Source organism: Pseudomonas sp. PvP025, from assembly GCF_017832155.1.
GTDB lineage: Bacteria > Pseudomonadota > Gammaproteobacteria > Pseudomonadales > Pseudomonadaceae > Aquipseudomonas.
The window spans coordinates 4,480,313-4,500,198 of record NZ_JAFIBJ010000001.1 but is presented as its reverse complement, the minus strand read 5'-3'; the positions used below and the strand labels follow the sequence as shown (position 1 = coordinate 4,500,198).

The window sequence follows — 19,886 nt, the reverse complement described above, 5'->3', positions numbered from 1 at the left end:
TTTGTGCTAACTCAACGGACGCTTAACGCCCGGCGAATTACTTGTTGAGATTGTAGTCTTTTTCCGCAGCATCAAAACGCTCGACCATCGCAGCGGTCGGCGCGCCCATCTTGCTCACGAAGTAGATCGCCAGGCTGGCGAAAATAAAGCCTGGGATGATTTCGTACAGCCCCAGCAACTCGAAGTGCTTCCACACGATCACGGTGATCGCGCCCACCAGGATACCGGCCAGTGCGCCGTTGCGGGTCATGCCTTTCCAGATCACCGAGATCAGCACCACCGGGCCGAACGCAGCACCGAAACCGGCCCAGGCGTAGCTCACCAGCCCGAGTACACGGTTTTCCGGGTTGGCGGCCATGGCGATGGCGATCAACGCCACCACCAGCACCATGATCCGGCCGACCCACACCAGCTCAAGCTGGGAAGCGCCCTTGCGCAGGAACGCTTTGTAGAAGTCTTCGGTCAGGGCGCTGGAACACACCAGCAGCTGGCAGCTCAGGGTGCTCATCACCGCGGCTAGGATGGCCGACAGCAGGACACCGGCGATCCACGGGTTGAACAGCAGCTTGGCCAGCTCGATGAACACACGCTCAGGGTTTTCGGTCACGGGAGCGGCCACTTCCGGATGCGCCGAGAAATAGGCAATGCCGAAGAAGCCCACCGCCACAGTGCCGCCCAGGCACAGGATCATCCAGGTCATGGAGATGCGACGTGCGTTGGCGATCGACTTCACCGAATCCGCCGCCATGAAGCGCGCCAGGATATGCGGTTGGCCGAAGTAACCCAGGCCCCAGCCCATCAGCGAGATGATGCCGATGAAGGTGGTGTTTTTGAGCATGTCGAAGTTGGTCGGGTCCTGGGCTTCAATCGCCAGGAATGTAGTGTCGACACCGCCGGTGGCCAGCAGCACGATGATCGGTGTGAGGATCAACGCGAAGATCATCAGAGTGGCCTGCACGGTATCGGTCCAGCTCACCGCCAGGAAACCACCGATAAAGGTGTAGGCAATCGTCGCCGCCGCACCGGCCCACAACGCCGTCTCGTAGGACATGCCGAAGGTGCTTTCGAACAGGCGGGCACCGGCCACGATGCCGGAGGCGCAGTAAATGGTGAAGAACACCAGGATCACCACCGCAGAGATGATGCGCAGCAGGCCGCTGTTGTCTTCGAAGCGGCTGGAGAAGTAGTCCGGCAGGGTCAGGGCATCGCCGTTGTGCTCGGTCTGAACCCGCAGGCGACCGGCCACGAACAGCCAGTTGAGGTAGGCACCGACGATCAGGCCGATGGCGATCCAGCTTTCCGACAGGCCGGACATGTAGATCGCGCCCGGCAGGCCCATCAACAACCAGCCGCTCATATCGGAAGCACCGGCCGACAAGGCGGTTACCACGCTACCGAGGCTGCGGCCGCCAAGGATGTAATCGGAAAGGTTGTTGGTGGAGCGATAGGCCATCAGGCCGATCAGCACCATTGCTGCGATGTAGATCACGAACGTGATCAGGGTAGGATTGCTAACGCTCATAAGAGTGACGCCCTGGCATTGTTTTTATGTAGCGACGGTTTCGCACGCTACCCACTGTGTAGCGGATAGACGAACCTGCGTGCCGCGCATTTATGACTGGCGTTTCCCCAGGAAAGCCGCCAGCCGATGAACCGAACCTCGAAGGTGGTTGCACCTTGGCCGCGAATGCTATTCAACAAAGTAAATAAGGTGCAACCAGTTTCTTGAGAATAAGTTGCACCTCGATGTGTTTCAGCTGCAAAGCCGGTTTTTTTGCTCCTTTTCGGAGCAAGCAATGCGTACCTCAGAAGCAAAATGCACCAGCAAGAAACACCGGCGACCCTTTCAGATGAACCGTCGAATGTTTCATGCATAAAAAGGGTTGCACCCGGTTGCACCTTCGCCTGCGCTAACGCTAATCTTGCCGCCAGCAGATGCCACTCGGTTAGTGGCACCCATGAGGATAAGAAAATGGCTACGACCACCCTTGGGGTCAAACTCGACGACCCGACCCGCGAACGCCTCAAGGCTGCCGCGACCTCCATTGATCGGACCCCGCACTGGCTGATCAAGCAGGCGATTTTCAATTACCTGGAGAAACTGGAGGGTGGTGCAACCCTGACCGAACTCAACGGTTTGAGCAGTAAGGACGCCGATGAAGCGGGCGAGGTCCAGGCCGACCACGCGCACCAGTGCTTCCTCGAGTTCGCCGAAAGCATCCTGCCACAGTCCGTGCTGCGCGCCTCGATCACCGCTGCTTACCGCCGCCCGGAGCCGGAAGTGGTGCCGATGCTGATCGAACAGGCACGCCTGCCGGCGTCGATGGCCGAGGCCACCAATAAGCTGGCCGCTTCGATTGCCGAGAAGCTGCGCAATCAGAAAAGCGCCGGCGGTCGTGCCGGGATTGTTCAGGGACTGCTGCAGGAGTTTTCCCTGTCGTCTCAGGAAGGCGTGGCGCTGATGTGCCTGGCCGAAGCGTTGTTGCGCATCCCGGACAAGGGCACCCGCGACGCGCTGATCCGCGACAAGATCAGCACCGGAAACTGGCACCCGCACCTGGGCAACAGCCCGTCGCTGTTCGTCAATGCTGCCACCTGGGGCCTGCTGCTGACCGGTAAGCTGGTCGCCACCCATAACGAAGCGGGTTTGACCTCGTCCCTGAGCCGCATCATCGGCAAGAGCGGCGAGCCGATGATCCGCAAGGGCGTCGACATGGCCATGCGCCTGATGGGCGAACAGTTCGTCACCGGCGAAACCATCGCCGAAGCCCTGGCCAATGCCAGCAAGTTCGAAGCCAAGGGCTTCCGCTATTCCTACGACATGCTCGGTGAAGCCGCACTCACCGAACACGATGCGCAGAAGTACCTCGCGTCGTACGAGCAAGCCATTCACTCCATCGGCAAAGCGTCCCACGGCCGTGGGATTTATGAAGGCCCGGGCATCTCCATCAAGCTCTCCGCCCTGCACCCGCGCTACAGCCGTGCGCAGTACGAGCGCGTGATGGACGAGTTGTACCCGCGCCTGCTCTCGCTGACGCTGCTGGCCAAGCAGTACGACATCGGCCTGAACATCGACGCCGAAGAAGCCGACCGTCTGGAGCTGTCCCTGGACCTGCTCGAACGCCTGTGCTTCGAGCCGCAACTGACCGGCTGGAACGGCATCGGCTTTGTGATCCAGGCCTATCAGAAGCGTTGCCCGTACGTGATCGACTACGTCATCGACCTGGCGCGCCGCAGCCGCCATCGCCTGATGATCCGCCTGGTCAAAGGTGCGTACTGGGACAGCGAGATCAAGCGCGCCCAGGTCGAAGGCCTCGAAGGCTACCCGGTGTATACCCGCAAGGTGTACACCGACGTGTCCTACATTGCCTGCGCCCGCAAACTGCTGTCGGTACCGGAAGCCATCTACCCGCAGTTCGCCACGCACAACGCCCACACCCTGTCGGCCATCTACCATATCGCCGGTCAGAACTATTACCCCGGCCAGTACGAGTTCCAGTGCCTGCACGGCATGGGCGAGCCTTTGTACGAGCAAGTGGTGGGCAAGGTTTCCGAGGGCAAGCTGAACCGTCCGTGCCGCGTGTACGCCCCGGTCGGCACCCACGAAACGTTGCTGGCCTACCTGGTGCGCCGCCTGCTGGAAAACGGCGCCAACACCTCGTTCGTCAACCGCATTGCCGACCAGTCCATCTCCATTCAGGAGCTGGTGGCCGACCCGGTGGCCAGCATCGAGCAAATGGCCACGCTGGAAGGCGGCTTCGGCCTGCCGCACCCGCGTATCCCGTTGCCGCGCGACCTGTACGGCAGCGATCGCGCCAACTCGGCCGGTATCGACCTGGCCAACGAACACCGGCTGGCGTCGCTGTCCTGCGCCCTGCTCGCCACGGCCCACAACGACTGGAAAGCCGCGCCGATGCTCGGTTGCGCCTCCAGCGATCAGGCGGCGGCGCCGGTGCTCAACCCGTCCGACCTGCGTGACATCGTCGGCCATGTGCAGGAAGCCACCGTCGAAGACGTCGACAATGCAATCCAGTGCGCCATCAGCGCCGGCCCGATCTGGCAGGCTACCCCGCCCGCCGAACGTGCTGCGATCCTGGAACGCGCCGCCGACCTGATGGAAGGCGAAATCCAGCCGCTGATGGGGCTGCTGGCCCGCGAAGCCGGCAAGACCTTCGCCAATGCCATCGCCGAAGTGCGCGAAGCCGTGGACTTCCTGCGTTATTACGCGGTGCAGGCGCGCAACGATTTCACCAACGACGCCCATCGCCCCCTTGGCCCGGTGGTGTGCATCAGCCCGTGGAACTTCCCGCTGGCGATCTTCAGCGGTCAAGTCGCTGCCGCACTGGCCGCCGGCAACCCGGTATTGGCCAAGCCAGCCGAGCAGACGCCGCTGGTCGCCGCCCAAGCCGTGCGCATCCTGCTCGAAGCCGGCATACCTGAAGGCGTGCTGCAACTGCTGCCGGGCCAGGGCGAAAGCGTGGGTGCCCGTCTGGTGGGCGATGAGCGCGTCAAAGGGGTGATGTTCACCGGTTCCACCGAGGTCGCACGCTTGCTGCAACGCAATGTCGCCGGTCGCCTCGATGCCCAGGGCCGCCCGATCCCGCTGATCGCCGAAACCGGCGGCCAGAACGCGATGATCGTTGACTCTTCGGCGCTCACCGAACAAGTGGTGATCGACGTGGTGTCCTCGGCCTTCGACAGCGCCGGCCAGCGTTGCTCGGCCCTGCGTGTGCTGTGCCTGCAGGAAGATTCGGCAGACCGTGTCATCGAAATGCTCAAGGGCGCCATGGCTGAATGCCGCCTGGGCAACCCGGAACGCCTGTCGGTGGACATCGGCCCGGTGATCGACGCCGAAGCCAAGGCCGGCATCGAGGAACACATCCAGGCCATGCGTGACAAAGGCCGCAACGTGTATCAGGTGGCGATTGCCGACGGCGAAGAGATCAAGCGCGGCACCTTCGTGATGCCCACCCTGATCGAGCTGGAAAGCTTCGACGAACTGCAACGGGAGATCTTCGGCCCGGTGCTGCACGTGGTGCGCTACAAACGCAAAGAGATCGACCAGCTCATCGGCCAGATCAATGCGTCCGGCTATGGCCTGACCCTGGGCGTGCACACCCGCATCGACGAGACCATCGCCAAGGTGATCGACAACGTCAATGCCGGTAACGTCTACGTCAACCGCAACATTGTGGGTGCCGTGGTCGGCGTGCAGCCGTTCGGCGGCGAAGGCTTGTCGGGCACTGGTCCGAAAGCCGGTGGACCGCTGTACCTGTACCGCCTGCTGTCGACCCGTCCTACGGATGCCATCGAGCAATCCTTCGTGCGCGGCGACAACCTGGCCGCCCCGGACGTGCGTCTGCGCGATGCCATGAGCCAGCCACTGAACGCCCTGAAAAGCTGGGCCGACAGCCACACCTTCAGCGAACTGAGCGCTCTGTGCACCCAGTTCGCCGCGCAATCGCAAAGCGGTATCACCCGCCAACTGGCTGGCCCGACCGGCGAACGCAACAGCTACGCCATCCTGCCCCGCGAGCACGTGCTGTGCCTGGCGCAAATAGAGGGCGACCTGTTGACCCAACTGGCGGCGGTATTGGCGGTAGGCGGCTCGGCGGTATGGCCGGAAACCGACCTGACCAAGGCCTTGTTCCCACGCCTGCCGAAGGAGATTCAGGCAAAGATCAAGCGCGTGGCCGACTGGACCAAAGACGAGGTGGTGTTCGACGCGGTCCTGCACCATGGCGACTCCGACCAACTGCGCGCGGTGTGCCAGCAAGTGGCGCAGCGTGGCGGGGCGATTGTCGGAGTGCATGGTTTGTCACAGGGCGAAACGTCGATTGCCCTGGAACGCCTGGTCATCGAGCGCGCGTTGAGCGTGAACACCGCCGCGGCAGGCGGTAACGCCAGCCTGATGACCATCGGCTAACTGACGAAAGGCGCTAAAAATGTGGGAGGGGGCTTGCTCCCGATGGCAGCGTGTCAGTCACCCTTATGAGACTGACACGCCGCCATCGGGAGCAAGCCCCCTCCCACATTGGGTCTCGCTTCATATTTAAATCTAAATTGGCAAAGGAAAATTAGCTGCACAATAAAATGCTATGGACAGTGCAACGGGAATTAGAATGACTGCCCTTATTGCCTGAGGAATTGTGTGCCGCTTGATTTTCTCAAAGCCTATAATCAGCAACCGTGCGGCTCCCACTACAACTAGGCCCCAACAAAAAACATTAAAGAACTCTTCAAATGAAAAACCATCCATAAAGCCTCTCAAGCCAATACGAAACATCAGGTAATTAATAAAAGTTTCAGCTCGCGCCATGACCGCGAAGGGTCACTCACCTGCCAATATCAGGCGGCGCTGTTTGGACCAGTAAATCTAGTGACATACCCTCCAGCTAGCCCTGCGTAAAGGCTGCTCATAGCAACGCCTAAAGACTGGGCTGTCGTGGTCGGCGTATAAAAACCTGCGACTGCACCCGTTGTCATTGCCGCAATAGCACCACTCAAATTCGCAGACTGGCCGGCACCAGCCTGGCTTCCTACATATGCCAGCCCTCCCGCTACAGCTCCTGCAGCGCCCCCCCACGGCCCAACCGCTCCTGTGACTTTTTCAATTTCATCAGATGTCAATTTACGCATTCGCTTACCCCATAAAAATTAGAAGCCTCATGCTGGCTCGGCCTGAGTGAGACCGACCGCACGCAATGGCTTGAGTTATCTGCCACTATCGTCTGATTTAGCGTGCAAAGATCGTTAGTATTTACCGTCGCACGATAGCAAAGAATAAAGTTCTGCATGCACCGCTGACACCCTACAGTTGCAGGGGGCAGGGAACTATCACCGCAGGAAAATGCCGGTTTGTTGGCGAGCCAATTCAAGTGCGGGTTACACAGCCAATACGGTATAAGCCTGCTCGCCACAAAATTCGCTCGCCTCGAAAGCTCATTGACGCTCAAGACCTGAACGTGAAATGTTAATCCTTAAAAATCAGAAGTTGTTTCGATAATTGACGAGAGCTGGAGTGATCTCAACTACCCTGTGGCGTTCTGCCCCTCTATCACCCAAATCAATCTTGCTATCCAGCCTCTATTTACGCACTTAGACTCGGCCTATTCCCACACAGGTAAGCCGCCATGTCCGAGACGCTGCTCAGTTCCCGCAATCTGGCTTTCGAGCTGTATGAAGTCCTCGATGCCGAGGGCCTGACCCAGCGCGAGCGGTTTGCCGAGCACAACCGCGAAACCTTCGACGCGGCCATCAGCACCGCGCGCTCCATCGCCGAAAAGTACTTCGCGCCGCACAACCGCAAAAACGACGAAAACGAACCGCGCTACGAAGACGGCAAGGCCATCCTGATTCCGGAAGTGAAACCGGCGGTGGATGCGTTCCTCGAAGCCGGCTTTCTCAACGCAGCACGCAGTTTCGAAGCGGGCGGCATGCAACTGCCCACCCTGCTGTCGCAAGCCTGTTTCGCGCATTTCCAGTCGGCCAACGCTGCGTCCACCTCCTACCCGTTCCTGACCATGGGCGCCGCCAACCTGATCGAGAGTTTCGGCACTGAGGAGCAGAAGCAGCGCTTCCTGCAGCCGATGATCGACGGGCGTTTCTTCGGCACCATGGCCCTCACCGAACCCCACGCCGGTTCGTCCCTGTCGGATCTTCGTACGCGCGCCGAGCCTGCGGCTGACGGCAGCTACCGCCTCAAGGGCAACAAGATCTTCATCTCCGGCGGCGACCACCCGCTGTCGGAAAACATCGTGCACATGGTGCTGGCCAAGCTGCCGGATGCGCCGGCCGGGGTGAAGGGCATTTCGCTGTTTATCGTGCCCAAATTCCTGGTCAACGACGACGGCAGCCTGGGCGAGCGCAACGATGTGCTGCTGGCCGGGCTGTTTCACAAGATGGGCTGGCGCGGCACTACATCAACCGCGCTCAACTTCGGCGATAACGGGAACTGCGTCGGTTATCTGGTGGGCAAACCGCACCAGGGCCTGAGCTGTATGTTTCAGATGATGAACGAAGCGCGGATCGGCGTGGGCATGGGCGCCGTGATGCTCGGTTACGCCGGTTATCTGTATTCCCTGGACTACGCGCGCGAGCGCCCGCAAGGTCGTCTGCCGGACAGCAAAGACCCGGGCACCGCGCCGGTGTCGATCATCCAGCACGCCGATATCAAGCGCATGCTGCTCACCCAGAAAGCCTACGTCGAAGGCGCCTTCGACCTGGGCCTGTATGCTGCGCGGCTGTTCGATGACACCACCACGCTGGCCACCGACACCGAGCGCAAACAGGCCCATGAGCTGCTGGACCTGCTCACCCCCATCGTCAAATCCTGGCCGTCGGAGTTTTGCCTCAAGGCCAACGAACTGGCGATCCAGATCCTCGGCGGCCACGGTTATACCCGCGAATACCCGGTGGAGCAGTACTACCGCGACAACCGCCTGAACCCGATCCACGAGGGCACCCACGGTATTCAGTCGCTGGACTTGCTGGGGCGCAAGCTCGCGCAGAATGGCGGCGCAGGCCTCAAGCAGCTGATTCGATTGATCGCCGAGACGGGCGCACGGGCCCAGGAACATTCGTCACTGACCGCGCTGCGTGAACCGCTGGAACAGTTGGTCACCCGTCTGCAAGGCGTAACGCTTGGACTGCTCACCGACCTCGGCCAGGGCAAGGTCAACAGCAGCCTGGCGAACTCGGCGCTGTACCTGAAAGTGTTCGGGCACACGGTGATCGGCTGGCGCTGGCTGGAACAGGCGATTCGCGCCGAGGAAGGGCTGGCCAAAGGCAATGCCGCGGACGCAGCCTTCTATAAAGGCAAGCTTCAGGCCGCCCGGTATTTCCTGACCTGGGAAGTACCGGGTTGCCATCACGAACTGGACATTCTGGAGGCGCGCGATGACACGTGCCTGGGGATGCAGGATGAGTGGTTCTAGGACTGGATCGCCTTGGAAATCACCTCGACCGTGGCGCTGACTTGCTCTTGGTAACGGTCGAGTTCCTGCTGGTGACGCTGCTGCATCTCGATCTGCTCGGCGCACAGATTGAGCGCGGCCAGTACCAATAACTTGTCACCGATCAGGGTCGGGTACTTTTTCTTGGTGGTGGCCAGGGATGCCTTGAGCATCGTCACGGCGTGCAACAGGGTCTGGTCTTCCCCGGCCGGCGCCTTGATCGAGTAATCCTCACCGAGAATCGAAACGACCTTTATCCCATCGTTCATGCGCTGACAGGCCCTGCGCTTACACGCTCAACGAGTGCCTGGATGCGCGCGGCGGTAGCGCCGTGCTTTTCTTCCTGCTCCATCAGGCTCAGTTGCAGGCTGTCGTTTTCATCCCTGGCGCTGGCCAGTTCGGCCTTGAGGGATTCGTTGTTGCTCAGCAGCTCTTGATTGTGCTGTACCAGGTCGCTGACCAGTTGTTCCAGTTGGCTGAGGGATGCTTCTAACATTTTGATTTCTCGAGCTTTTTAAGAGGGCGGTGACGATAAAGAAAATTCACCTCGGATGCCAGGGTTATCCCCCGGCGCGCAGCCCGATATTCCGGGGCCGGGCCGCGCTTTCGAGCCTTAGTGACTGCAATTACCCCATCTGGTTCCTGAATCGGTCAGCGCCCTGACCAACTGCGACAAAAGCGCACGCCCGCTTCAGACTTCGGCCACTGCGCCGATAGCGCATGCACACCCCGTCTCATGGCCGCATGGATCGCGCTTCACCCCAGGACTCCAGCATGTCTCTTCGTAATATGAATATCGCGCCGCGCGCCTTTTTGGGCTTTGCGCTGATTGGTGCACTCATGTTGTTTCTCGGCGTGTTCGCCCTGAACCAGATGAGCAAGATCCGCGCGGCCACCGAAGACATCACCCTGGCCAGCGTGCCCAGCATTCGCGCCCTGGATGACTTCACCCAATTGACCCTGCGCCTGCGGGTGCTGTCGTACCGCCTGCTGACCAACCGCGAGCCGGACGTGCAGCAGAAAACCCTGGAAGCCTTCGAACTGCGTAACCAGCAGATCCGCTCGGCCCAGGGCATTTACGAAAAGCTGATCGAAGGCCAGGAAGAACGCGCCGCCTACGACGAATACGTGCGCTTGCTCGGCCAGTACCGCCAGATCGAAGAACGCATGAAGAGCCTGTCCCGGGCCAACCAGACCGATGAGCTGCGCGTGCTGCTCAACACCGAGCTGCTGAGCAACTCCGAGCAGGTCAACGCGGTATTGGCGCGCTTGCTCGACCTCAATAACAAGATGGCCCTGGCCACCAATCAGGAGGCTGCGGACCAGTATAGCTCGGCCTTCAATCTGGTGGTGGGCCTGCTGGCGATCACCACCCTGATGACCGTGTTGTTCGCCTGGCTACTGACCCGCAGCATCACCTCGCCGATCTCCCAGGCCCTGGATGCCGCCGAAGAAATCGCCGAAGGCAACCTCACGCGTCCAATCAAGGTCGACGGCAACGACGAAGCCGGTCGCCTGCTGGCGGCCATGGCCAAAATGCAGGAAAAACTGCGCGACACGCTGCAACGCATTTCCGGCTCCGCCACCCAGCTTGCGTCGGCAGCCGAGGAGCTGAACGTCGTGACCGACGAAAGCGCCCGTGGCCTGACCCGGCAGAACAACGAAATCGAACAGGCCGCCACCGCCGTCAACGAGATGACCAGCGCCGTGGAGGAAGTCGCGCGCAATGCCGTCAGCACCTCCGAAGCGTCGCGCAACGCCACGGCCTCCGCCGGTGACGGCCGTGATCTGGTGCAGGAAACCGTCAGCGCCATCGAGCGCATGAGCGGTGATGTGCAAGCCACCGCCACCTTGATCGGCGAGCTGGCCAATGAATCGCGCGATATCGGCAAGGTGCTCGACGTGATCCGTGGCCTGGCCGACCAGACCAACCTGCTGGCGCTGAACGCGGCGATTGAAGCGGCGCGTGCCGGCGAAGCCGGGCGTGGCTTTGCCGTGGTGGCCGACGAGGTGCGCGCGCTGGCCCACCGCACCCAGCAATCGACCAGCGAAATCGAACGCATGATCGGCAGCATTCAGGCCGGCACCGAGCACGCGGTGGATTCGATGCGCAACAGCACCGAACGCGCCGAATCGACCTTGAGCATCGCCAAGGGCGCGGGGCTGTCGCTCGATACCATCAACACGGCGATTGTGGAAATCAACGAACGCAACCTGGTGATCGCCAGCGCCGCCGAAGAACAGGCGCAGGTGGCGCGGGAAGTGGACCGCAACCTGGTGAATATCCGTGACCTGTCGGTGCAATCGGCGACCGGCGCCAGCCAGACCAGCGCGGCAAGCAGCGAGCTGTCGCGCCTGGCGGTGGATTTGAACGGGATGGTCGGCCGCTTCCGCCTCTGACTGACTGCACCGGTTCAAAAATGTGGGACCCTCAAAATCTTCGAACGGTGGCGAGCGGGCTTGCCCTAATGCCGTTCAGTCAAGCGCAGATTCCCTGTGGCGAGCAGGCTTGTCCTGCGTTGGGCTGCGCAGCAGCCCCAAAACCAGACGCTGAGCCGTATCAGGTACACCGCGTTTTGCTTGATTGGGGGCGCTTCGCAGCCCAACGCAGGGCAAGCCTGCTCGCCACAGGGATATGGGTTTCCTGAAATAGTTAGTCGGTAGATTTGATACCGACACACCGCTATCGAGAGAAAGACCCTCCCACATTTGATCTGTGCAAATCAGAAAAAGCTTTTTGACAGCGCAGCAATTCAACAGGTTAGAATCCCTGGCACGCAGACTGCATGGTCAGTTTGCGCCTTGTCCTTTTTGCTCACGGAGTAACTGCCTTTGAATGCGACAACCATCAACAGCCTGTTCTTGATCGGCGCGTTGCTGGTGAGTGCGAGCATTCTGGTGAGTTCTCTTTCGTCCCGCCTGGGCATCCCGATCCTGGTGATCATCCTGGCCGTGGGCATGGTCGCCGGCGTCGACGGCGGCGGCATCATCTTCGATAACTACCCGACCGCCTACCTGGTGGGCAACCTCGCCCTCGCCGTGATCCTCCTCGACGGCGGCCTGCGCACGCGGGTGGCGAGCTTTCGCGTGGCGCTGTGGCCGGCATTGTCGCTGGCCACCGTGGGAGTGCTGATCACCACCGGCCTTACCGGCATGGCGGCGGCCTGGCTGTTCGACCTCAATATCATTCAAGGCTTGCTGATCGGCGCGATTGTCGGCTCCACCGACGCCGCCGCGGTGTTTTCGCTGCTGGGCGGCAAGGGCCTGAACGAGCGGGTCACCGCCAGCCTGGAAATCGAATCCGGCAGCAACGACCCGATGGCGGTGTTTCTCACCGTCACCCTGATCGACATGCTCGCCAGCGGCCAGACCGGCCTGCACTGGAGCCTGCTGACACACCTGGTGCGCGAGTTCGGCATCGGCGGCATCATCGGCCTGGGCGGCGGCTGGCTGATGCTGCAGATGGTCAACCGCATCAACCTGGCGGCGGCCCTGTACCCGATCCTGGTAATCGCCGGCGGCCTGTTCGTGTTCGCCCTGACCAACGCCCTGCACGGCAGCGGCTTCCTCGCGGTGTACCTGTGCGGCCTGGTGATCGGCAACCGGCCGGTGCGCAGCCGTCATGGCATTTTGCATATGCTCGACGGCATGGCCTGGCTGGCGCAGATCGGCATGTTCCTGGTGCTGGGCCTGCTGGTCACCCCCCACGACCTGCTGCCGATCGCCCTGCCCGCCCTCGGCCTGGCGCTGTGGATGATCCTGTTTGCGCGGCCGCTGTCAGTGATGGTCGGCCTGCTGCCGTTCAAGGCCTTCCACGGTCGCGAAAAAGCCTTTATCGCCTGGGTCGGCCTGCGTGGCGCGGTGCCCATCATCCTCGCGGTGTTCCCGCTGATGGCCGGCTTGCCCCATGCGCAGCTGTATTTCAACCTGGCGTTCTTTATCGTGCTGGTGTCGCTGCTGGTGCAGGGCACCAGCCTGCCGTGGGTGGCCAAGCTGCTCAAAGTCACCGTTCCGCCAGACCCCGCGCCTATCTCCCGTGCCGCCCTGGAAGTACACGTCACCAGCGAGTGGGAGCTGTTCGTCTACCGCCTGGGCGCGGAAAAATGGTGCATCGGCGCAGCCCTGCGCGAGCTGAAAATGCCCGAGGGCACGCGGATTGCCGCGCTGTTCAGAGGCCAGCAACTGCTCCATCCGTCGGGTAGTACGGTGCTGGAAGTCGGCGATCTGCTCTGCGTAATCGGCCATGAGCACAACCTGCCGGCCCTCGGCAAGCTGTTCAGCCAGGCGCCGCAACGGGGCCTCGACCTGCGCTTCTTCGGCGACTTCGTCCTCGAAGGCGACGCCCAGCTGGGCGCGGTCTCGGCGCTGTACGGGCTCAAGCTCGACGGCATCGACCCGGACATGCCGCTCAGCCGCTTCATCACGCAAAAGGTCGGCGGCGCGCCGGTGGTGGGCGACCAGGTGGAGTGGAACAACACCCTGTGGACAGTCGCGGCCATGGACGGGAACAGAATCGGAAAAGTCGGCGTCAAATTCCCCGAAGGAAGTCGCCCGGGTCCCGGACTCTTCCTCTAAACTGCGGGGCCACGACGCCCCCCGATTTTTCACCTAGCACGACCGGTCTCTATGCCAACCCTGCGCACTTTTTTTGCCTCTGCCCTGCTCGGCCTGACCCTTTGTGTCGGCACCGTCAACGCTGCCGAACCGCCCAGCGCCGACGCCATCCAGCAAACCCTGGACAAGCTGCCCGACCGCAAGCTGCCCGACGCCGACATGAAGGCGTTGCAGGGCATCCTGCAACAGACCCTGACCTACCTGGGCAACCAGCAGGATTACGAGCAGCGCCTCGCCGACCTCAAGCGCCAGCTGGCCGAAGCGCCGCGCGAGACCATCGACAATCAGCGCGAGCTGGCGCGCCTCAAGGCCACCAAGCCGATCCCCGTTGCCCAACGCTACGCCAACCAGCCCGTGTCGCAGCTGGAGCAACTGCTGGTGCAACGCACCACGCAGCAAGGCGATCTGCAAAAGGCCCTGGCCGACGCCAACAGCCTGACCATCGCCGCCCAGACCCGCCCGGAACGCGCCCAGACCGAGATCAGCAGCAGCCAGACGCGCATCCTGCAGATCAATTCGATCCTCAAGACCGGCAAGGACAACGGCAAGGCGATCAACGCCGACCAGCGCAACCAGCTGAACGCCGAACTCGCCGCGCTGAATGCGCTGATCCCCCTGCGCCGCCAGGAGCTGGCCGGCAACAGCCAACTGCAGGACCTGGGCAACAGCCGGCACGACCTGATCCAGGAAAAAACCGCACGCCTGGAACAGGAAATCCAGGACCTGCAAACCCTGATCAACCAGAAACGCCTGGCCCAGTCGCAGCAGACGGTGACCCAACAGTCCATCGAAGCGCAGAAAGCCGGTGGCAGCAGCATCCTCGCGACCGAAAGCGCCGAGAACCTGAAGCTCTCCGACTACCTGCTCAAAAGTACCGACCGCCTCAACGACCTGACCCAGAAAAACCTGCAGACCAAGCAGCAACTGGACACCGTCACCCAAAGCGATTCGGCGCTGGACGAGCAGATCAATGTGCTCAAGGGCAGCCTGCTGCTCTCCAAGATTCTCTATAAACAGAAGCAGGCCCTGCCCCACCTCACCGTGGACCGCGACCTGGCCGACGACATCGCCAACATTCGCCTGTACCAGTTTGAGGTCAACCAGCAGCGCGAGCTGATCAGTTCGCCCACTGCCTATGTGGATAACCTGCTGGCCAACCAGCCACCGGATGATGTCACCCCGCAACTGCGGCGCACCCTGCTGGAACTGGCGGTGACCCGTAGCGACCTGCTCGAACGCCTGAGCCGCGAGCTGAGCGCCCTGCTCAATGAATCCATCACCCTGCAACTGAACCAGAAACAACTGCTGAGCACCGCCACCACCCTGCGTGCCACCCTCGATGAGCAGATGTTCTGGATCCCCAGCAACAAGCCGCTGGACGCCGAGTGGCTGGAAACCGTGCCGGCACACCTGAGCAAGCAGGTCACCACGCTGCCATGGGCCTCCAGCGTCAGCGAACTGTACGACGGCCTGACCCAGCGCCCGCTGCTGTTTCTGCCATTGCTGCTGTTGATCGGCGCGCTGTTGTGGCGGCGCAAGGCGCTGTACCACCGCTTGAACCGGGTCCACCTGGACATCGGCCACTTCAAGCGCGACAGCCAGTGGCACACGCCGCAGGCCATCCTGATCAATATCCTGCTGGCGATGCCGGTGTCCCTGGGCCTGGCGCTGTGCGGCTATGCGCTGCAGATCGACGCCCGTGGGCAAAACGCCAACCTCGGCTCGGCCCTGCTGCAGCTCGCCCAGGCGTGGCTGGTGTTCTACACCGCCTATCGCATCCTCGCGCCGGGCGGCGTGGCCGAACTGCACTTTCGTTGGGAGAAACCCCAGGTTCAATTCCTGCAAGGCTGGGTACGCAAGCTCGGGCTGGTGGTGCTGGCGCTGGTGGCGGTGGTGGCGATTGCCGAACACCAACCGGCGGCGCTGGCCGACGACGTGCTGGGCATCGGCGTGGTGCTCACCTGCTACGCCTTGATGGCCTGGCTGCTCAGCCGCCTGCTGCTCAACAGCCCGACCCATGAGAAAGCCTCTCTGTTTCGCAAGGTCGCGGGCATTCTGTTTACCGCCCTGCCCGTCGCGCTGTTTGTCGCGGTGTGCTTCGGCTATTACTACACCGCGCTCAAGCTCAGCGACCGCCTGATCAACACCCTGTACCTGCTGATGTTGTGGCTGGTGATCGAAGCCACGTTCGTGCGCTGGCTCAGCGTGGCCGCGCGGCGCCTTGCCTACGCGCGGGCCCTGGCCAAACGCCAGGCCGCCAAGGAAGCCGGTGAAGGCGAAGCGGTGGTTGAAGAGCCGACCCTGGACATCGAGAAGGTCAACGAACAGTCCTTGCGCCTGATTCGCCTGGCCCTGCTGGGTGGCTTTATCGCCGCGCTGTACTGGGTGTGGTCGGACCTGATCTCGGTATTTTCCTACCTGGACAACGTCACACTTTACGAATACACCAGCGGCACCGGCGCCAACATCAGCATGGTGCCCATCAGCATCGGCGACCTGCTCGGCGCGCTGATCATCGTCGGCATCACCTTCGCCCTGGCGCGCAACCTGCCCGGCCTGCTGGAAGTGCTGGTGCTGTCCAAGCTGGAGCTGGCCCAGGGCAGCGCCTACGCCATCACCACGTTGCTGTCCTACGTGATTGCCGGCTTCGGTATTGTGTCCACCCTCGCCACCCTCGGCGTGAGCTGGGACAAGTTGCAGTGGCTGGTCGCGGCGCTGTCACTGGGTATCGGTTTCGGGATGCAGGAAATCTTCGCCAACTTCATCTCCGGCATCATGATCCTGTTCGAGCGTCCGGTGCGCATTGGCGACACCATCACCATCGGCAACCTGTCGGGCACGGTGAGCAAGATCCGCATCCGCGCCACCACCATCACCGACTTCGACCGCAAGGACATCATCGTCCCGAACAAAACCTTCATCACCGGGCAACTGATCAACTGGTCGCTGACCGACACCATCACCCGCGTCACCTTGAAGCTGGGCGTGGACTACGGCTCCGATCTGGACCTGGTGAAGGAATTGCTGCTCAAGGCCGCGCGGGAAAACCCACGGGTGTTGAAAGACCCGGAACCTCATGTGTACTTCCTCAACTTCGGCGAAAGCACCCTCGACCACGAGCTGCGCATGCACGTGCGCGACCTGGGCGACCGCAACCCGGTGCTGGACGAGGTCAACCGCTACATCAACAGCGAATTCAAAAAGCAGCACATCAACATCTCGTTCCGCCAGATGGAGGTGTACCTGAAAAACATGCACGGTCAGGAATACAAACTGGTGCCCGTGGAAGACGAGCGCAAGACCCTTGTCGGCCCGGTTCCGGAGCCTGAAGTACCCGAGCCGCCTGCCGCCAACGTGGTGGACGCACCGGAACCGCCGCCGAGCAAACTCGACTAAACCGCCCTTCCCCAGCAGAATGCTCGGACATTCTGCTGGAGATGGCCGGTGAAAGCCCTCGACGAACTGACCTTCGACAACCGCTTCGCACGCCTGGGCGATGCATTCTCAACCCACGTGCTGCCAGACCCTCTCGACGAGCCGTGCCTTGTGGTGGCGAGCGATGCCGCCATGGCGTTGCTCGACCTCGACCCGGCCGTGGCCCAAACGCCGGTATTTGCCGAACTGTTCAGCGGCCATAAATTGTGGGAGGCCGCAGAACCGCGGGCGATGGTTTATTCCGGGCATCAGTTCGGCGGCTACAGCCCGCAACTGGGCGATGGGCGCGGACTGCTGCTGGGCGAGGTGTATAACGCGGCGGGCGAGCACTGGGACCTGCACTTGAAGGGCGCCGGCATGACGCCTTACTCGCGCATGGGCGATGGTCGCGCCGTGCTGCGCTCCTCGATTCGCGAATTCCTTGCCTCCGAAGCCCTGCATGCCCTGGGCATCCCCAGCAGCCGCGCGCTGTGCGTGATCGGCTCCAGCACGCCGGTGTGGCGCGAAAAACAGGAACGCGGCGCGATGGTCCTGCGCCTGGCCCCGAGCCATATCCGCTTCGGCCATTTCGAATACTTCTACTACACCAAAAAGCCCGAGCAGCAGGCCGAACTGGCCGAACATGTGCTCAACCTGCACTACCCCGAATGCCGCGAGCAGCCCGAGCCGTACCTGGCCATGTTCCGCGAAATCGTCGAACGCAACGCCGAGATGATCGCCAAGTGGCAGGCCTACGGCTTCTGCCATGGCGTAATGAACACCGACAACATGTCGATCCTCGGCATCACCTTCGACTTTGGCCCGTTCGCGTTTCTTGACGACTTTGATGCGCACTTCATCTGCAACCACTCCGATCACGAAGGGCGCTACTCCTTCAGCAATCAGGTGCCCATCGGCCAATGGAACCTCAGCGCACTGGCCCAGGCACTCACGCCATTTATCAGCGTGGATGCCTTGAAAGAGGCGCTGGGCGTGTACCTGCCGCTGTACCAGGCCCACTATCTGGACCTGATGCGCCGCCGACTGGGGCTCACGACCGCCGAAGAGGATGATCAGAAACTGGTGGAGCGGCTGCTCGCGCTGATGCAGAACAGCGGCGTGGATTACACGCTGTTCTTCCGCCGCTTGGGCGATGAGTCGGCCGCACTGGCCGTGGCGCGGTTGCGCGATGATTTTGTCGACCTGGCCGGGTTTGATGCCTGGGCCGAGCTGTACAAGGCACGCGTTGCGCGCGATGGCGAGTACAGCCAGGCGCAACGCCGTGAGCGGATGCACGCGGTCAACCCGCTGTATATCTTGCGCAACTATTTGGCCCAGAACGCCATCGCCGCCGCCGAGTCAGGCGATTACAGCGAGGTGCGCAGGCTGCATGACGTGTTGAGCCGGCCTTTTGAAGAGCAGGCCGGGATGGAGCAATACGCACAGCGCCCGCCGGATTGGGGTAAGCATTTGGAGATTAGTTGTTCGTCGTAAGGAGACGGATGGTGAGATTTTCCGACATACCAGCAGCACTGTTACGCAGCACCCATTTACAGCTTGCCGCGCCGACAATCGCCAAAGCAGAGCAGATGCACCGGCTGATCCAGGACTTCACCCAACCCCACACCGACTTTCTGGTGTGGGCAAACGGCCGCAATAGCCTGGAAGATGCCCGCGCCAACCTGCAAACGGCTGTGGATAACTTCAACGCCGATCAGCACGAATACAAGTTCCTGATTATCGAAAACAGCTCCGACGCGCTGGTCGGCTGCATCAGCCTGTTTATCCGCGACCTGCGCATCCCGCACCTGGAAATCGGCTACTGGATCGGCACCGACAGCATGGGCAAAGGCTACGCCAGCGAAGCCTGCGCCCTGGTGCGCGACCTTGCCGCTGAGTTCTTCAACGCCAAACGAATCGACCTCACCACCGCCCGCCGCAATACCCGCAGCATCAACGTGGCAGAGCGATGCGGGTTCGAATGCGAGGCGGTGCTGTCCAATGCGCGGATCGACAATGCAGGGGTGGTGGACGACACCTGTGTGTATGTGTTCAAAGGCGCGTCTAGATAAAAGTTTCCACCGACACGCCAAAACGATCCGCCAGCCAGCGGATCTGCCGCAGGTTGAGCTGGCGTTTGCCGCTCAGTACTTCAGAGACCACTGATTGGGCGCCAACACCCGGCAAGTCGCTCTGAGTGAGGTTGTGCTCGCGCATCATATAGCGCAGAACATCGACGCCACTGGCCACAGGCATAGGACGATGCTCTTGATCGTAGGCCTCGATCCAATCGCTGAGGATGTCCACCAGGCTCATCAGCGGACTGTCCCCATCCTCGCCGATCAGACTCAATAACTCGTCTAATCCGCACACCAGAGCGTCGTAGTCCGCCTCGTTTTCCGGCTTTCGCAGCACGGGTGAGACAAATTGCCAGTGGTCGGCAGCGACCCGCATAAGCGCACTCATCTGATTTTTTCCTTCCATTTATCTTTCTCATAATCGCGATGATCAAGCAGGTGCTTGATGTAAACGCGTTGCACCCGATAGTCCACACAAGCAATCAATCTCAGCTTGTTGCCCCACTATCAAACACATGAAAATCGCCGACCTTGTCAGTGGCGGGAAACATGGTCTTCATTGCTGCAAAGTCCTTGGGGTGGTTTCGCTTCATAACCCGATACCACTGATCCAAAGCTGTTGCTGAACGGGGCCACTGTTCCTTTGCTTCCCAGATCCTTTTCTCGCTGATCACTCGCATGCAACATCCCTATCGCATCTTGCTATGGAGATTAAGCCCGAACGCAGACTATCGCAATTTGCGATAACGCCAAACGGACCAATGGTGCTGTTTCGAACAAGCACTCCTAGCCTAGATAGGCCAGCGAGGATCAACACGGACGATTC

At 61.4% G+C, this 19,886-nt stretch carries 11 protein-coding genes and 1 pseudogene; 7 read left to right on the top strand and 5 right to left on the bottom strand.

The annotated features are described in order from the left end of the window. Positions 1 to 37: 37 nt before the first annotated feature. Positions 38 to 1,522 (bottom strand): sodium/proline symporter PutP, encoded by a 1,485-nt coding sequence (putP, locus tag JOE32_RS19540; protein ID WP_209987724.1) that lies wholly within the window; start codon positions 1,520 to 1,522, stop codon positions 38 to 40. A 450-nt stretch (positions 1,523 to 1,972) separates the two neighbouring features. On the opposite strand from putP, the gene putA reads away from it, so the two are divergent. Both putA and JOE32_RS19530 read left to right on the top strand, forming a co-directional pair. Further along, positions 1,973 to 5,926, top strand: coding sequence for a trifunctional transcriptional regulator/proline dehydrogenase/L-glutamate gamma-semialdehyde dehydrogenase (gene putA, locus JOE32_RS19535; protein ID WP_209987716.1), 3,954 nt, complete (start codon positions 1,973 to 1,975; stop codon positions 5,924 to 5,926). A gap of 1,207 nt (positions 5,927 to 7,133) precedes the next feature. Then, on the top strand, positions 7,134 to 8,936 hold the full coding sequence (locus JOE32_RS19530; protein ID WP_209987714.1) for an acyl-CoA dehydrogenase: 1,803 nt from the start codon (positions 7,134 to 7,136) through the stop codon (positions 8,934 to 8,936). Here JOE32_RS19530 and JOE32_RS19525 read toward each other — a convergent pair. Continuing rightward, positions 8,933 to 9,223: a cell division protein ZapA gene (locus JOE32_RS19525; RefSeq protein WP_057008469.1), complete on the bottom strand. Its 291-nt coding sequence runs from the start codon at positions 9,221 to 9,223 to the stop codon at positions 8,933 to 8,935. The two genes, JOE32_RS19530 and JOE32_RS19525, sit on opposite strands and share 4 nt — an antisense overlap. Then, entirely contained in the window at positions 9,220 to 9,450 is a 231-nt protein-coding gene (locus JOE32_RS19520; RefSeq protein WP_209987708.1) for a hypothetical protein, read from the bottom strand. Before JOE32_RS19520 ends, JOE32_RS19525 begins: the two co-directional genes overlap by 4 nt. A gap of 278 nt (positions 9,451 to 9,728) precedes the next feature. On the opposite strand from JOE32_RS19520, the gene JOE32_RS19515 reads away from it, so the two are divergent. From JOE32_RS19515 to JOE32_RS19495, 5 genes are all read left to right on the top strand, one after another. Then, complete coding sequence (locus JOE32_RS19515; RefSeq protein WP_209987705.1) at positions 9,729 to 11,354, top strand: methyl-accepting chemotaxis protein; 1,626 nt, start codon at positions 9,729 to 9,731, stop codon at positions 11,352 to 11,354. A 432-nt stretch (positions 11,355 to 11,786) separates the two neighbouring features. Next, entirely contained in the window at positions 11,787 to 13,529 is a 1,743-nt protein-coding gene (locus JOE32_RS19510) for a potassium/proton antiporter (RefSeq protein WP_209987700.1), read from the top strand. A 51-nt stretch (positions 13,530 to 13,580) separates the two neighbouring features. Continuing rightward, positions 13,581 to 16,964 (top strand): mechanosensitive channel MscK, encoded by a 3,384-nt coding sequence (gene mscK, locus JOE32_RS19505; RefSeq protein WP_209987698.1) that lies wholly within the window; start codon positions 13,581 to 13,583, stop codon positions 16,962 to 16,964. 48 nt (positions 16,965 to 17,012) lie between these two features. Then, on the top strand, positions 17,013 to 18,476 hold the full coding sequence (gene selO, locus JOE32_RS19500; protein ID WP_209987695.1) for a protein adenylyltransferase SelO: 1,464 nt from the start codon (positions 17,013 to 17,015) through the stop codon (positions 18,474 to 18,476). 95 nt (positions 18,477 to 18,571) lie between these two features. After that, positions 18,572 to 19,054, top strand: coding sequence for a GNAT family N-acetyltransferase (locus JOE32_RS19495; protein WP_209987692.1), 483 nt, complete (start codon positions 18,572 to 18,574; stop codon positions 19,052 to 19,054). On the opposite strand, the gene JOE32_RS19490 is transcribed toward JOE32_RS19495, so the two are convergent. Continuing rightward, the gene (locus JOE32_RS19490) at positions 19,047 to 19,448 is read right to left on the bottom strand and encodes a transcriptional regulator (RefSeq protein WP_209987689.1); all 402 of its coding nucleotides are present in this window, start codon (positions 19,446 to 19,448) and stop codon (positions 19,047 to 19,049) included. The two genes, JOE32_RS19495 and JOE32_RS19490, sit on opposite strands and share 8 nt — an antisense overlap. Continuing rightward, a pseudogene (locus JOE32_RS19485) lies at positions 19,445 to 19,740 on the bottom strand (type II toxin-antitoxin system HigB family toxin). The gene JOE32_RS19490 and the pseudogene JOE32_RS19485 overlap by 4 nt, the downstream one beginning before the upstream one ends. Positions 19,741 to 19,886 lie beyond the last annotated feature (146 nt).

What these genes read in the sequence shown, in the direction of transcription:
- JOE32_RS19515 (WP_209987705.1), top strand. Translation starts at nt 9,729, where the DNA reads ATGTCTCTTCGTAATATGAATATCGCGCCGCGCGCCTTTTTGGGCTTT.
- JOE32_RS19530 (WP_209987714.1), top strand. Translation starts at nt 7,134, where the DNA reads ATGTCCGAGACGCTGCTCAGTTCCCGCAATCTGGCTTTCGAGCTGTAT.
- JOE32_RS19525 (WP_057008469.1), bottom strand. Translation starts at nt 9,223, where the DNA reads ATGAACGATGGGATAAAGGTCGTTTCGATTCTCGGTGAGGATTACTCG.
- mscK (WP_209987698.1), top strand. Translation starts at nt 13,581, where the DNA reads ATGCCAACCCTGCGCACTTTTTTTGCCTCTGCCCTGCTCGGCCTGACC.
- JOE32_RS19495 (WP_209987692.1), top strand. Translation starts at nt 18,572, where the DNA reads ATGCACCGGCTGATCCAGGACTTCACCCAACCCCACACCGACTTTCTG.
- putP (WP_209987724.1), bottom strand. Translation starts at nt 1,522, where the DNA reads ATGAGCGTTAGCAATCCTACCCTGATCACGTTCGTGATCTACATCGCA.
- JOE32_RS19490 (WP_209987689.1), bottom strand. Translation starts at nt 19,448, where the DNA reads ATGAGTGCGCTTATGCGGGTCGCTGCCGACCACTGGCAATTTGTCTCA.
- putA (WP_209987716.1), top strand. Translation starts at nt 1,973, where the DNA reads ATGGCTACGACCACCCTTGGGGTCAAACTCGACGACCCGACCCGCGAA.
- JOE32_RS19520 (WP_209987708.1), bottom strand. Translation starts at nt 9,450, where the DNA reads ATGTTAGAAGCATCCCTCAGCCAACTGGAACAACTGGTCAGCGACCTG.